The sequence below is a fragment of the Akkermansia muciniphila genome, from assembly GCF_018709685.1.
Taxonomy (GTDB): domain Bacteria; phylum Verrucomicrobiota; class Verrucomicrobiia; order Verrucomicrobiales; family Akkermansiaceae; genus Akkermansia; species Akkermansia muciniphila_E.
On sequence record NZ_JABDHQ010000016.1, the window covers coordinates 18,280 to 34,170 of the forward strand.

Annotated in this window: 8 protein-coding genes and 1 tRNA gene; 5 read left to right on the forward strand and 4 right to left on the reverse strand. The window is 59.3% G+C overall.

Going from position 1 to position 15,891, the window contains the following annotated elements; genetic code table 11:
- Positions 1–15: 15 nt before the first annotated feature.
- The 4 genes from HHJ06_RS09960 to HHJ06_RS09975 all read right to left on the reverse strand — a co-directional run bounded on the left by HHJ06_RS09960 (position 16) and on the right by HHJ06_RS09975 (position 2,693).
- Positions 16–942 carry a hypothetical protein gene (locus HHJ06_RS09960; RefSeq protein ID WP_215429298.1) on the reverse strand — a complete coding sequence of 309 codons (927 nt, stop codon included), beginning with the start codon at positions 940–942 and terminating at the stop codon, positions 16–18.
- 14 nt (positions 943–956) lie between these two features.
- Positions 957–1,748 (reverse strand): hypothetical protein, encoded by a 792-nt coding sequence (locus tag HHJ06_RS09965; protein WP_215429300.1) that lies wholly within the window; start codon positions 1,746–1,748, stop codon positions 957–959.
- A 171-nt stretch (positions 1,749–1,919) separates the two neighbouring features.
- Complete coding sequence (locus HHJ06_RS09970; protein WP_215429302.1) at positions 1,920–2,408, reverse strand: thermonuclease family protein; 489 nt, start codon at positions 2,406–2,408, stop codon at positions 1,920–1,922.
- A 210-nt stretch (positions 2,409–2,618) separates the two neighbouring features.
- Positions 2,619–2,693: transfer RNA gene (locus tag HHJ06_RS09975), tRNA-Arg, on the reverse strand.
- Positions 2,694–3,100: 407 nt separating this feature from the next.
- Here HHJ06_RS09975 and HHJ06_RS09980 point away from each other — a divergent pair.
- The 5 genes from HHJ06_RS09980 to HHJ06_RS10000 all read left to right on the forward strand — a co-directional run bounded on the left by HHJ06_RS09980 (position 3,101) and on the right by HHJ06_RS10000 (position 15,890).
- A complete protein-coding gene (locus tag HHJ06_RS09980) occupies positions 3,101–4,288 on the forward strand; it encodes an iron-containing alcohol dehydrogenase (RefSeq protein ID WP_215429304.1) in 1,188 nt (395 codons plus the stop codon).
- Positions 4,289–4,386: 98 nt separating this feature from the next.
- Entirely contained in the window at positions 4,387–10,776 is a 6,390-nt protein-coding gene (locus HHJ06_RS09985; protein ID WP_215429307.1) for an alpha-2-macroglobulin family protein, read from the forward strand.
- Positions 10,777–11,003: 227 nt separating this feature from the next.
- Positions 11,004–11,906 carry a DMT family transporter gene (locus HHJ06_RS09990; protein WP_251841495.1) on the forward strand — a complete coding sequence of 301 codons (903 nt, stop codon included), beginning with the start codon at positions 11,004–11,006 and terminating at the stop codon, positions 11,904–11,906.
- A 53-nt stretch (positions 11,907–11,959) separates the two neighbouring features.
- On the forward strand, positions 11,960–12,820 hold the full coding sequence (locus HHJ06_RS09995; protein WP_215429311.1) for an NAD-dependent epimerase/dehydratase family protein: 861 nt from the start codon (positions 11,960–11,962) through the stop codon (positions 12,818–12,820).
- A 196-nt stretch (positions 12,821–13,016) separates the two neighbouring features.
- Positions 13,017–15,890, forward strand: coding sequence for a PD-(D/E)XK nuclease family protein (locus HHJ06_RS10000; protein ID WP_215429313.1), 2,874 nt, complete (start codon positions 13,017–13,019; stop codon positions 15,888–15,890).
- Position 15,891: the final 1 nt, after the last annotated feature.

The window sequence follows — 15,891 nt, forward strand, 5'->3', positions numbered from 1 at the left end:
CGCGGCGGAGGCAAATCAGCGGGAACTGGCATCCTGCCGGGGTTCCCCCTGCGGAGCCGGAAGGGCCGCGGGCATCACGCCGCCCACCCCTATTTTAATATCCACGGGAACCGGCCTGATGCGGGAAGGCCCCTGATACAGGACAGCCACCTCCATGAACCTGGGCGCTCCCTTGAACAGAAAAGACTTCCCCCTGTCTTCATTATGGGCGTAGTCGCAGGTAAGAAGGGGCTTCACCCTGTTGCCCTTCATATCATGAAACACAAAATCCTGCGCGCGGAACATATTCTCCGCATACACCTCGGAATAAACCATGAACTTCCATTCCTCCCCCGGTTCGTTCGCCGGGGCATGGCGCTTGCGCCCTTCCAGCCTGGTCACTTTCAGCGTCACCGTCTCCATCTGGGCCATGTCCGCTATCTCCACCCGATTATTTTCCAGAGCCCGCCGCACGGCAATGGGGTCCGGCGCAGGAATGGACACGCCGCTCTCCTTCAGCTCCACTCTTCCGAAATCCAGGGACTCCAATCCACGGCACAGGGGAAGAAAAAGAGTGCCGCTCACGTGGACCCAGCGAGCGCCGCGGGACGGAACGTCCTTTAAATTAATGTGGATGGCCGCCTTCCTCAAGCGCTTGTCCCTGATCCGCTTCTCCTCCAGCCGGACGGAACGGATTCTCAGGCGGACGCCATTGGAATCAGTAACTGTCAATTCCTGTTCAGGCTGCTCCGGCACCAGCATCTCCGGACCGGGAAACACGCAGTACAGGTCAATATGCGTCTTGAGAAAATTAAAAGGCTCCCCCATCACCAGAGACATGGAAGACAGCCCGATGAGCGGCTCCTTCAAATCGGTTCCGGCATAAGGGACATTCTTCACGGGAATATCCGCACCCATCAGCACCCCCGCACAGCAGCAGGCGGTTATAACAAACCTTTTCATCAACTTATTCCGAATTAGCAGCCGGGAAAGGCAGAACCTCCCAGGCCGATTTTCATATCCACAGGCACTTTGCGGAACATGCGCTTATTCCAGTAGGAGACCACCACGCGCACGGAACGGCTGCGGGAGGAGACACGGTAGCTCCTCCCCCACAGCCGCATCTTCCTGCCCCGGCTGCTCAACGTGCCCTGCCCCTTCAGGGCCTGGCCGTTTTCATCCCTGACATGGAAGGAATTGAAATAGAAATCACTCCTCCCCTCCACCTGCAATTTCCACAGTTCATAGGACTTTTTCAGGGTAAGGGCCACCTTGTCCTTACGCGGCTTTTCAAGAGGCAGTTCCACCGTAGCCTCTTTCTCGCTCAACGGAAGAACCACGGGAGGCAGCTCCACCAGGTCATCCGCAAAAGCGCACATCAGAAATCCCCGGATGCGGACCCACTCCGCACCGGGATCGGGACGCTGGATGGCCATAGTGATCCAGACGGGATCACCATGCCCCACGTCAAACGCCCTGTCTGCATCAGCAGAAACCCTGTATATTTTCAGAACCTTTCCCGTTGAATCCGTACAGAAAAGCGCCTCCGGAACCTCTTCATAAAAAACGGGGCCTCCCAACTGGTCCTCATACGAGCATGAAAGCCCCACCAGCAACTGGGGAATAACCCTGTCCACAGAATCCTCAATCAGGACTCTCAGGAAAGACAGATTCAACACCGCCTCCCGGAGCAGCGGAACATCCGTTGACGCAGCAACGGGCTGAATGGCTGCACACGCAAACAGAATACAGGCGGAAAAACAATTCATGGAGTTAGTTACGGAGGAAATCTAACAAACAATCCCATTCATGCAAGAAAAATAATCATGAATACAATGGAATCTCTTTAATGAATTATTTTATTGTGTTCCCATATGATTAAAAAACCATATTATTTCAAATATTCTTCAATGCCCCTATACTGGCCTCCCGCGGCGTTTTCAAAAACTCCCGCCTTTTTCCTTGCCTCTCTTCCTGTCTCGCCATTCCCATGGGGAAATGGGATTAGGTTCAGCCCATAATCCTTTTTTTCCGGCTCTGGCCTCTGATTCATAAGCGGCCAGCGTTCTGCTGGCTGAATTTTTGTAACGCCATGCCCACCCTTCCTTCACCATCTCATCATTCACGCGCGATGCTCCGCACAGGACCAGCCCCAGAATGCGGCCATACTGGTCAACCCCGGCATATTGGACCGTAACCGTTTCTCCCCAAACAAGCTTTTCCAGATAAGCCTTTGCCTCTTCCCCTCCGGCCTGTCCGTATTCCGGAGCGTCAATCCCTTTAAGCTGCACCCGGTGCGTGCGCTTTCCCTCCGGCCCCTTCTCCAAAAGAATGACCGTGTCACCGTCAACAACATTGATGACAACTCCCCGGAGGGTTTCCGCATACGTGACGCCCATGCCCAACAGAAAAAGAAAGAACCATCTCATTGGAAAGGACGGTAACACCATCACTTTCCGCAAACAAGAACTCATGATCATCAAATTTTCCGTGAAATCATTGTAGATGCTCCTTATGAACAGGATAAAAGTACCCTTGAATGCGCCTCAACCCAGTTGATCATTACGGTGCATGACGGGAAGCAGGGAGTAAAAAACCTTGCATTCTTCATACTTAGGCAAGGCTTCGAAATGTTTAGGTGGCGTCCCCGGTAGGAATCGAACCTACATCTAGTCTTTAGGAGAGACCCGTTCTATCCATTGAACTACGGGGACCGGACATTGTCCGTGCAGGACAATAAACGGGAAGATTCCTCCGCTCAAGCAAAAAGCGGGGCGATTGCGCCATGGACCTTGATTTTGAAGCGTTATTTCCATGATGCATTATTATGTCTTCTTCTCCTTCCGTGTCTTCTGCCGCCATTTTTTCCTGTCCATTCCACCAACTGCATGGCCTGCACCAAATTGCCGTACGTACAACTGTCCCATAGCATCATTTACTGCTCCATGCCGTGGCCAAACAAAAGAAAACGGAGAACCGGATGCAATTGGAACGGTACCCGGGGAACATGCTCCGGAAAACGAGCATACCTTTCCATCAGAAGCGGAACGGGGCGCACAAAAGCCTTGAGCCGGGAACGGAAGGGCCGTAGCGTTAAAGGCACCCTCCCCGTCTTCCAGCCATGCTCAATTTCGTTCACGACAACAAGACCACGCTCATTTTCGGAAAAGGCACCCAGCATGAAGCGGGCGCCCTTCTCAAACCGTTCGGCAAAAAAGTCCTGCTCCACTACGGAGGCGGCAGCATCAAGCGTTCCGGCCTTTATGACGCCGTCACAGCTTCCCTGAAAGCCGCCGGGGTGGAGTATGAGGAACTGGGCGGCGTCCAGCCGAACCCCACGCTGCCCCTGGTGTATGAAGGCATCCGCCTCTGCCGAGAACACGGCCTGGGCATGATACTGGCCGTAGGTGGCGGGAGCGTGATTGATTCCGCCAAGGCGATTGCTCTGGGCGTTCCCCATGAAGGAGACGTGTGGGATCTGTACCTTTCCAGGAAACAGCCGCAGGCGGAGCCGCTTCCCGTCGCCACCGTGCTGACCATTCCCGCCGCGGGCAGCGAGAGCAGCCCGAATACCGTCATCACCAATGAAGAGACCAGGCGCAAACTGGGGTACGGCGCCCCCCAGCTGCGCCCCGTATTCAGCATCATTAATCCGGAATTGTTTTTCACGCTCCCGCACCGCCAGATGGCCAACGGCGTCAGCGATATGATGAGCCACATTTTTGAGCGCTATTTCACCAGAACCCTGCATACGGACCTGTCCGACGGCCTGTGTGAAGCCACCCTGCGCACTATCATGAGAAATGCCCGCATCCTGAACAGGAACCTGCATGATTACGACGCCTGGGCGGAGATCGCCTTTTCCGGCAACATCGCCCATAACAACCTGCTGGGCGTGGGCCGTGAACAGGATTGGGGATGCCATGCCATGGAGCACGAATTGAGCGCCTTGTATCATGTGGACCACGGCGCGGGCCTGGCCGTCGTCACCCCGGCATGGATGAAGTATGTTTCCCCCAAGCACCGGGAGATGTTCGTGCAGTTCTCCGTGAATGTGATGGGCGCGGAAGGCTCCTTCCGGGACCCGGATGCCCTCATCCGGGAAGGCATTTCCCGCCTGGAACGTTTTTACCGGGAGCTGGGGCTTCCAACAGCCATGGAAGAGCTGGGCATCCGGCCCGAAGACTTCCCCCTGATGGCGGAACAGGCCATCAGCGTGCGCGGCCCCATCGGCGGGTTGGAAAAGCTGGACGCCCGGGATGTGGAAGCCATTTACCGCCTGGCGTGTAAAGACAGGCTGCCTGAGTGACGGAAGCCCCGTCCATTTACAGGCGTTAAGACAATTTCCCGCATTTTGTAACCTACTTGTAACTTGCCAAATATTTTCCGGGGAAGTATTCTGGCTGAATGAACAGAATCTTTTCCGCGCTTTTTCTGGCGGCGGGCATGCTGGCTTCCGGAATGGCTTCCGCAGCATCCTCCGGCACCTCCCCGCAGGAACAGGAGGGACACGCCGCCAGGGATGCGGACAAGGCTTCCTCCCCTGCCGGGCAGCAGAGGAAGCAATCCACGGAGGCGATTGAAAAACTTTTGGAAAAGAGGCTGTTCAAACAGGCTGCCGAACAGTCCTTAAAACAGCTCAACGAGTACGATGACCAGTACAGCGGAGCGGATTTACTTCTCTACTACCAGGCGCTCAAGCGACTGAACGCCCTGGACGATTCCCTGAATCTGGATACCATCCTGCAAGAGCAGATGAAGCGCCACGGGAATAATCCGCAGTTCCTGATGGATGCCGCCCTCCTGTATCAGGACGCCTTCCATACGTTCAAGCTGGTGGACGGGGCCTATATCCGCGGCAGTGAGCCATGGGACGGGGAATATTCCGGAGAGGCGCGGGACCGGGTGCAGGCCCTCCGGTGCCTTTTCAAGGCCATGCAGCTGGCGCAGAAGGACGGGGATATGAAGCTTCTGGGGCAGCTGCGTTTCCTGACGGCGCAGGCTTTATTGATCAGAAGCAGCCGCTACAATTCCCCTTCCCCCTTCCAGGCTTACGCCGCCCTGGGCAACCTGACCAGCCTGAAGGAACTGCCGGATTACGTTTCCAGGGAGGAAGCCTCCCCCTTCCGGAACGTCGGAACGGTGCCCGTCACGGTTAACCCGGAGACGGGAAAGCCGGAGGTGGTTTTCTACCATGCCTCTTCCTCCTGGGAGACAGCGAAGAATGACGGGGAGCGCATGCGCTGGCTGCTGGATGCCGCCATTCAGGCAGACCCGGAAATGGCCAACCAGATCAACTGTTATACGGCGTCCTGGTGCCAGGAGCTGTTTTCCTATTCCAATACGGCTCCCGACCAGGAATTCGTGTACGGCCCCGGCAACGCGGGCGCCGTGGCGGGCATCAATCCGGCGGAATTGAAGACGAACCAGACCGTGGTTAAAACGGACCGGACAGGCAAGGGTAAATTCATGCTCGTCACCCTTCCCCCTGATTACGATTTCATCAGGATTGCCTCCACCGTCACGCCCGCCCCCTATCCGAAGTATTACATTACCGCCTCCAATCTGGCCGCCGATGAATTCCTGTCCCGCAACCAGAGGCCGCACGCAGCGGAAACACTGGCAACGGCCTTGAAAAACTGGAACGCGCAGTCCTGGAATCAACAGGACAAGGAAGAATTCCTGCGCATGGCGGATAACCTGAAGAAACGCATTGCCGCCATCACGGAACCCAACGGAACTTTTGACGCGGACAAGAGAACCCTGTTATCCGGAGAACCGGTGACGGTTTCCTTCTCCTATCGTAACGCCGCCCGTGCCCGCGTTACGGCCCGTTCCGTGGATATGCGGCGGTGGCAGCAGGAACGGATGAACAAGGTGCAGTCCTCCAGCACGCTGGGCAAGGCGTACAGGAAGAAGTATTCCAGTATGGGGACTCTTCTTTTCAATTTACTGCATGACAAGTCATACGCGGACTACCTGGGGGAAGAAATCAAGGGGCCGGATGTAGCTCTGGACCCGGGAGACCGGCACCTGAACCGGATCGCCCAGATTCCCGTTCCTACGGAGCAGCCCGGCTGGTACCTGCTTACCGTTACGCTGGACAACGGCTACCGCTTCCACCGCTTCCTCACCCTGTCGGACATGGTGCTGGTGCGCCGTTCCGTTCCGGAAGGCAATCTCTGGTTCCTGGCGGACGCCAAAACAGGAACGCCCGTGGAAGGGGCTGACCTGCGCCTGCTGCGCTACCGGGAAGATAAAACGCTTAAAAAGCATCAGGTGAAAGGGACCACGGACAAGGACGGAGCCCTGATTGAAACCATTCCGTCCCCGGACAGGCAAAATCCCTTTTATTCCATGTTCCTAGGCATCGCCTCCAGGGGGAACAGCTACGTGATCGCGGGGCTGGAGGGTTATGGCTGGGAATCCGGCAACCAGCTCATGGGCACTGACAACAAAGCCTCCGATCCCTATTCCTGCTTTTTCCTGGAAAGCCAGCCCGTGTACCGCCCCGGGCAGACGGCCCGCTTTAAGGGCGTTCTCTTCCGCCCGGACATCGCGAATCCCGGAACGCAGGATTGCGCCGGGAAAAAACTGACGCTGACCATCACGGACCCCACGGGAGACAAGAGTGTTTTTCCGCCAAAAACCGTCACTACGGATTCCACGGGCTGCTTTGAACTGGAACTGCTCATCCCGGCAGGAGCCCAGCTGGGACAGTATTCCGCCAGCCTGCAGCTGCAAGATTCAGCCGACCCTGATTTCAGGCTGTACGCCCCGCTTTTCCGGATGGAAGAGTACAAGAAACCGGAATTTTCCGTCAAGATGGACGCGCCCTCCAAGCCCATCCGCCTGGGACAGTCCATCCCCGTCTCCATCCAGGCGGATTATTATGCGGGCGGCCCCGTGAGTGAAGGAAAGGCCACCATCACCATTACCCGGACGCTGGGGGCGGACGTCTGGACGCCTTATTGGAAATGGGGCTGGCTGTATGACCGCTCCTTCAGCCCGTATTATATCCCCTTCTCCCCTGACGCGCCCCTCACCGTCCTGGAAAAAACGGTGCCGCTGGACAAGGATGGAAAAGCGTCCGTAGAACTCTCCACGGCGCAGGATGCGCGGGATTTCGCCTCCCGGAACATCACTTACCGCGTCTCCGCCAGTGTTACGGACGCTTCCCTGCGGGAAATTTCCGCTTCCGGCCAGGTGATCGCCACGTTCCGCCCGTTCAATATCTTCACCTCCCTGAACCGTGGCTACGCGCCTACCGGAACGCCGGTGCAGGCCACCATCACCGCCGCCACGGCGGACGGAGTCAAGATAGGCGCCGCCACGGGAACGACGGTGTTGCAGCATATCAAGGCGGACGGCAGCCGCCAGGCTCTGGAAACCTGGAACATCACCACCGGAAAGGAAGGGGAGGCCTCCCTCTCCTTCCAGACCAGGGAATCAGGGCTGTACACCCTCTCCACCACGCTGGAGGACGGGCACGGGAACAAGGTGCAGGAATCCTTCCAGTTCCTTTCCTACGGCACGGGAAAACATAATCCATTTAAAATCAACCCTCTTGCCATCACTCCGGATAAGAGGGAATACGCTCCGGGAGATACGGCCAAATTGCTCGTTACGTCGGACTATCCGGACGCCCGCGTCTGGACCTTCCTGCGCAACTCCTGGAAAAACGAGTCCCGCCGCCTGGTTTCCCTGGACAGGCAGACTGCCCTGGTGGAGTGCCCGCTCACCCGTGAAGACATGCCCAACATGGGCGTGAACGCCTTCACCGTCAGGAACGGGGAACTTCACCAGGCCTCTGCGGAGCTGCTGCTGCCTCCGGACAGCCAGATACTTTCTCCTTCCGTCACGCCGGGCAAACCCCAATACCAGCCCGCGGAACAGGGAAGCGTAACGGTCCAGGTGAAAGGCCCGGACGGCAAGCCCGTGAAAAACGGCATCGTGACCCTGGCCGTTTATGACAAGGCGCTGGAATACATCGCCCGCCCCAACATCACGGATATAGCCAAAACCGTTTGGGGCAGACTGAATGGAACCACCTTCCTCAACCTGAAAAAAATGACGGCCTCGGGAACCTCACAGGACAGGGGGCCGGACCAGCCTTATTTCCAATCTCTGCTGTTTTACGGCAGATACGGATATCTGACGCGGGATCAAATTGGAACTTTCAACGGGCTCGCCACGGGTGGCCTCAGGTCCGGAAATTCCGCCATTCTCAGCAAGTCGGAGAGCCGCTTCCTGGCTGAAGGAGCAGCCCCGGCCGCAGCGCCGGCTCCGGTAATGCAGTCCAAGGCCGCAGACGAAGGAAGCCTGGAGAATGATTCCTTTGCCGCCGGACAAGGGAACACGAATGCACCGGAAAACGCCTCCCCCGCCATTCAACTGCGCACCAACTTTGCGGACTGCATCAAGTGGTGCGACACGCTCAAGACAGATGAGGAGGGGAACGTCACCGTACCCGTGGAAATGCCGGACAACCTGACTACCTGGAAGGCCGCCGCCTGGGTCATCACTTCCAGCCTGCAAGTGGGGCAGGCCTCCGCTGAATTCCTGACGACGAAAGATTTCATGGTCAGCATGCAGGCCCCGCGCTTCTTTGTGGAAAAAGACGTGGTCATGCTCAGCGCCCTGGTCCGCAACCGGACGGACAAAGCCGTCCGCGCCCGTGTTTCCATTTCCCTGAAAGACGGCTGCCTGGAACTTCTCCCGGCTGACGCTCCGGCGGTGAAGGGTCTTGCCGCGGACACGGACAACTCCGCGGTGCGGGAAGTGGATGTGCCCGCCCAGGGCCAGGCAGTCGTCAACTGGTGGACCGCCGCCATCCGGGAGGGAACCGCCACCGTCGCCATGGAAGCGGCGGCAGGTTCCGCCGGGGACGCCATGCAGATGAACTTCCCCGTGCTGGTGCACGGCATGAAGCAGCTCCACGCGGACAGCGCCGTGGTGCTGCCCGGAGAACAGGAACAGCAGCTCTCCATCACCCTGCCGCAGCAGCGGCGCAGGGAAGAAAGCGAACTGGTCGTCAAGGTCTCCCCCAGCATCGCCCTGAGCATGGTGGAGGCCCTGCCCTACCTGGCGGAATACCCCTATGGCTGCGTGGAGCAGACGCTCAACCGCTTCCTGCCCGCCCTCGTGGTGACGAACACACTCAAGCAGCTGGGGCTGAACCCCGGCGCGGCGCTGGAAAGCCACCGCAACCTGAATCCCCAGACTATCCGGGACAAGGCCTTTTATGACAGCGTCATGAAGAGGCTGGAACGCAACCCCGTGTATGATGAAGCCGCGCTGAAGAAGCTGGCCGCCAAGGGAATTGCCTCCCTCCGGGAGAAACAGCTCTCCAACGGTTCCTGGGGATGGTTTGGAGGAGCCAATGAGGGAGACCCCGTCATGACGGCCCATGTGGCCCATGGCCTCAAGCTGGCCTCAAACACGGTCAAGGTACCGGAGGGCATGCTTTCCGGCGCCGTCCGCTGGCTGGAAAACTACCAGGCGGGCCAGGCAAGCCTTCTGGCGAAGGGAGACGAGTACCGGAAGCTGGAACAACTGCCGGACGGCCCCGGGAAGAAGGAGGCCATCCGCAAACTGGGAGATTACCGCCTGACGGCTTCAGCAACGGACGCCCTGGTTTATTCCGTGCTGGTGGAAGGAGGCGTCATCAACCTTCCCATGGAACGCTACCTGTTCCGTGACAGGCTGGAGCTCCCCGTCATCAGCCAGATCCAGCTGGCGGAAATCCTGCTGGACGCCCACCGCATGGACGATTTCAAGAAAGTGATGCCCATCATCTCCCAGTTCCTTCAGCAGGACGACTCCCTGCAAACCGCCTGGCTGCGCCTCCCGAACGAAGGTTACTGGTGGCGCTGGTACGGAAGCGACGTAGCCACGCAGGCGGCCTACCTGAAGCTGATGGCCAAGAGCGACCCCAACAATCCCGTCACGGCGCGCCTGGCCAAATGGCTGCTCAACAACCGCTCCAACGGCTCCTACTGGAACTCCACCAAGGACACGGCGGACTGCCTGGAAGCCCTGTCAGCCTATCTTTTCCAAACCAGGGAAGGCATGGAGGACATGGAAGCGGAAATCCTTTACGACGGCGTCCCGGTCAAAACGATTGCAAGCACTAAGGAAACCCTGTTCACCTTTGACAACGTCTTCCGCATGAGCGGAAAAGACCTGGCGGACGGCAAACACGCCATCACCATCCGCAGGAAGAAAGGCAAGGGCAACATTTACGCCAACTCCACGCTCACCTACTTTTCCCTGGAAGACCCCATCCCCGCCGCCGGGAATGCCGTTACCGTGGAGCGCGCCTACTACCGCATCCAAAAGGAAACCGTGAAGGACGGCGCGGTCAGGGATACCCAGACGGACAGCGGGGAACTCGTCTCCCAGGGGAAGGACGTGACCCGCCGCACCCTGCTGCAACATGGAGACGTCATCGCCAGCGGCGACATCATTGAAGTGGTGATGACCGTGAAGACGAAGAACGACGTGGAATACCTCATGCTTCTGGACCCCAAGCCCGCAGGGTGCGAATCACAGGAAACCGCCAGCGGATACGCCTGGATGGGAACCGTCTCCGGCTACAAGGAAATAGGGGATGAGGAAATACGCATTTTCCTCTCCTCCCTGCCGATGGGGAGCTACCAGATCAGCCACCGCCTCCGCGCGGAACGCCCGGGGCGTTTCAGCGCCCTTCCCGCGGTGATTGAAGCCATGTACGCTCCGGAACTCCGCGGCAACAGCCGGGAACACAAGATAGGCATCTCCATGCCTGCCGAATAGCAATCCCGGCCGGGCCGCCTTTTACTCCCGGCGCCCGGAACGAACTGTTCCGGGCGTCTTTTAATTCCTCCGGATTACGGCATTCCCGGGAATCCTTCCTGAAAAATATTCCCTGGCTCCTCATTTCCGCCCCTCCGTCTGCACATGAAAAACGCTTGCAATCCGTTTGCGGAAGCGGAGAATGCGTTGCCCGCCGCGCGGCGGGCCATGCCATGGAATCCGGAACCTTGAAGGGACATATTGCCATGGGGACGGTGGCCGTCATCTGGGGCCTCATGTCTCCCGTCAGCAAACTGGTGATGCAGCCGGGGGAAGTAAGCTCCGCCTCACTGGCTACATTCCGCCTGCTGGGCGCGGCCATCCTGTTCTGGCTGGCCTCCGCCTTCGTGCCGGCGGAAACCATTGAACGGAAAGACCGGATCACCCTGTTTTACGCCTCCCTGTTCGGCATCATCTTCAACCAGATGGCTTTCACGGTGGGCGTGGGCTTCACCTCCCCGGCGGATGCGGCCATCATCACCACTATCACCCCGGTGCTGACCATGATTCTGGCGGCCTTCGTCCTCCGGGAAATGATCACCGGGAAAAAAATCATCGGCGTCTGCGCCAGCGCCGTCGGGGCCATTCTGCTGATTTCCGGCAGCGGGGTGCGGGCGGCGGCCCTTCCGGGAGACAACAACCTGCTGGGGTACATTCTTTGCCTGGCCTCCCAGTGCAGTGTAGCCGTGTACTTCGTCTTCTTTAAAAACCTGATTGGCAAGTACTCTCCCGTCACCCTGATGAAATGGATGTTCACGTATGCCGTGGCCGTCTGCCTCCCCTTCACCTTCCGGGAGGTGGCGTCCATCCATTATTCCGCCCTGCCCGCGCAGACGTGGCTGGGCATCGCCTATGTGGTGGCGCTGGCTACATTCGTCAGTTACATCTGCCTGTCCTTCGCCCAGCAGCGGCTGAAACCCACCGCCGTCAGCATGTATAACTACTGCCAGCCGGTGATTGCCGCCTCCGTGGCGGTGCTGTGGGGCATGGACCACTTCGGGTGGATGAAGGCCCTCTCCGTCCTGCTCGTATTCACGGGCGTGCTTCTGGTTACCAGAACCGGGAAAAAAGCCGCCGTTCAGGAACCGTAATGATCGGGAAGGCTGGAAAACAGCCTTCCGCAACCGTCCGCCAGCACACAGAAATGAATGCGCTTGTTTTGGGAGGAACGGGATTTCTGGGAACCCGTCTGGTGAACGCCCTGCTGGAAAACGGCCACCGGGTTTCCATCGCCGCACGGGGGATTAGCCGTGACGCCTTTGGGAACCGCGTGCACCGTATACGGGTTGACCGGACGGCCCCATGTTCCATGGCTGCGGCACTCCGGGAAACAAGCTATGACGTGGTTTACGACAACCTGGCCTATGGTGCCCGGGACGTTTCCACGGTTCTGGATACTGTCTCCTGCGGACTTTACGTGATGGCGTCTTCCGCCGCCGTTTACACGCTCCGCCCCGGCCTCCGGGAAGAGGATTTCCGTGTAGAAACATACTCACCCTCCCGGACCGGGCATGAAAACATCTCTTACGCGGAGGGGAAACGCGCCGCAGAAAGCGTCCTGGCGCGGGAATACGCCTCCCGGAAAACCCTCGCCGTGCGCTTCCCGGTCATCATGGGACCGGAAGACAACACCCGCAGGCTGCAATTTTATGCGGAGCACCTGCTGGCGGAACGTCCCATGATGATTGACAACCCGGACAGCCGAATGAGCTTCATTCCCGTGGAGGAAGCGGCGCGCCTGCTGGCCTTTGCGGCGGAAAACCAGGCGCAGGGAGTCCTCAATGCCGCCAGTGAAGGAACCGTTTCCCTGAGGGAAATGCTGGCTTATATGGAGGCGCGGACGGGAAAGGCGCCTGTTCTTGACGAGAGAGGAGACCCGGCGCCCTACAATGGAATAGGAGATTACAGCCTCTGCCTGGACCGTGCAGAAAAATCCGGATTCCGGTTCTCCCACGTCAGGGACTGGATGTTCAGATTGCTGGATTCCGCTCTTTCCGGGAAATAAGTTACAGGCATAAGAACATGAGGAGAAAGAGCTGTCCCCCGTATGCCGCCGCTTCCATCGTGCTGAATCCGGATGCCGCCATGCCCCATCCCCGGCAGTCATGAAAAAATGTATGGGAAAATCCGTCCCGGTGATGTAGCATGCCCCCGTATTCTCCGCTCTTTCCCCGGTCTCCGGGGAGTTCAGCTTTTATACCATGAACCGACTTTTCTTATCCTGGGACAAACCGGCCTGCCGGAGCGTAGCGGAGCGCCTGCTTTCCCTGGGAGAGCATTTCCACCGGCATCTGGTGCTGGTCCCCACGCGGGAATCCGGCAGGCAGTTGAGGGAATACCTTGCCTCCATTTCCGCCGCCCAGGCCGTTTTCTCCCCCCAGGTGATTCCGGCGGACCAGTTTCCCCGGATGGAGGAAAAGGAGGAAACGGCCTCCGGCCTGGAAGAACTGGCTGCGTACCTTCAAGCGCTCGGTACTTCTCCCCACCGCCTTTATCCGCGCCTGTTCCCCCGGAACATGCCGGAGGATTTCTCCAGCATGCTGGAAATGGCCGGCAGCCTGCAATGCCTGAAACACGCCATGGCGAACCAGGGCATTTCCTGCGGCATGGCGCAGGAATCCTGCGCGGGCCGCGACGAACGCTGGACGGACATGGACCGCCTGTCGGAATACTGCGCGGAACAATTGAAAGGCTGGCAGCTTGCGGACAAAACCTCCGTGGAAGCCCGGGCTCCGGCCCATCTGCTGGCCGCACTGCGTGAAACGGGGGGCCGCATCATCCTGGCATGCGTGGCGGACGTTCCGCGCCCCCTGCGCCAGGCCCTCCAGCACGCGGAACAAAACGGAGTTCCCGTAGAGATATGGATCCACGCGCCGGAGGAGGAAGCCGCCTCCTTTGATTCATGGGGCTCCCCCATTCCGGAATTCTGGAGCCACTGCCCCATTCCCATCCTTGACGCCCAGATCAGAATCACGGCCAATCCCTCCCGGCTGGCCGGAGAAACGTGCCGGATCATCGCCGGCACGGCAGCAGGAGGAACGCCGGACGTGGCCCTGGGCGTGTGCGATCCGGACATGAACGTGGCGCTGGACGCCAGCCTGCGGGAGTACGGCTGGGGGCTCCACAATCCGGAAGGAAAGCCCTTCGCCGGAACCGGCGTCATGGACCTGCTCCGCCATCTCCGGCAGGCCCTGGAAGAAAAGGGGGCGGCCCGCCCCGTCTCCAGCCTGGCGCGTTCCTCCCTGCTGTGCGCCTCCCTGGGCATCCATAACCAGCAGTACTGCTGCGCCGCGCTGGATAAAATCCAGCAAAAGTTTCTTCCGGAATCGGAAGAGTACCTGCTTTCCAGGCTGAAGGAATTTTATCCCGCCGCCCTCCCCTCCATCCGGGCTGTTCTGGCATGGAGGGACCGGATGACGGAGCCCGGCATGCTGGGAGAACGGCTGCTGGAATGGTTCCCGGCCCTGGCGGAGGCCTACGGGCCGGAAACGGAGGCCATGGAAATGCTTCATTCCTGCCTTTCCGGCCTCGTGCGGCTACAGCAACGCTCCACCGCCTTTTCCAGGCCGGAAACGGCCCTCCAGCTGCTGATGAAGTGCCTTCAGCCCCTGCGCGTCAAAAACAGGAGGAAGGCGCACGCCGTGCTGGATTCCCTGGGGTGGATGGAAGTCCACTTCCGCCCGGAAAAACACCTCATCCTGACGGGCCTGAATGAGGGGACCGTGCCGGAGGGCGGCGTTTCCGACCAGTTCATGCCGGAGGAGCTCCGGGAAGCCCTGGGCATTGATTCCTTCAACCGGAAAAAGGCCAGGGACAGCTTCCTGCTGACCGCCCTGCTCCATTCCCGCAAACGGGAGGGAAGCCTCACCATCGTCCTCTCCCGCACCAGCAGCAAAAACGATCCGCTGACGCCCTCCTCCCTGCTCATGCGCTGCCCGGAGGCGGAACTGCCGCGCCGCGTGGAACAGCTTTTCCGGGAAATCAGCGAGGCCCCCGCGCCGCTCCCCTACCGGCGCGGCAACTGGCACCTCCAGCCCGCGGAAGGGTGGAAGGCCGCCACGGACATAGGCACAATGGCGCCCGGTTACAAAAATCCCTGGAAGGAGAAGGGCCTGCCCTTCTCCCCCTCCGTCCTTAAAAGGTTCCTGGCCTGTCCCATGCGCTTCTGGATGAGGGAAGCCCTGCACATGAATGAGGAAGAGTTCCTGCCGGACAAGGAGGACATGGCCGTCAACGAACTGGGCACCATGCTTCACGACGTGCTGGAATGCTTCTGCCGGGAGCACGCCTCCCTGAAAGACGGCATGAGCGCCGCCGCCCTTCAGGACGCCATCACGGAGGTACTGGAAGAAACCTTCCGGAAGCAATACGGCTCCAATCCCCTCATGCCCCTGCTTCTGCAAAAGCGCTCCATGGAGCAGAGGCTTTCCGTTTACGCGGTCCAGCACCTGCAGGACCTTCAGGACGGCTGGTGCTGCACCGCCTTTGAACACCAGGTGGAAGACTGGTCCCTGGGCGGCTTCCCCATGAAGTTCCGCATTGACCGCATTGACCGCCACGCGGACGGCCGCGTGCGCGTCATTGACTACAAGACGGGGGCGGCCGCCTCCTGTGAAAGAAAGCATCTGGAAACCATCGGACGCCCGGATGCCCTGTCCCTGCTTTCCCCCGCCCTGCGCCCTTATACCAGACGCCAGAAAAACGGCAGGCTGGTGCACGCGCGCTGGAAGGACCTCCAACTGCCCGTCTACGTGCTGTGGGCCACGGAAGCCTATGGCGGACATCCTTCCGCGGCGTATTACGCCCTTCCCGCCAACCCTCTGGACATCGGCCTTTCCGCCTGGGACACGCTTCACGACCCCATGCCCGGCTATGAAGAATGCGCGCTGGACAGCGCCCGCGCCTGGACGGCGGAGCTGATGAAGCTTCTTCATGAAGGCCGCGGGCTCATCACTGCGGAGGAGCTGGGCTGGAACCCGCCCTCCTATGACGTGTTCAAGGACCTGATGGCCTCCCGGCGGGAAACCCTTCAGGACCTGCTGGGCCTTAACTTCACCCCCCACCTTCCCTTCTGAA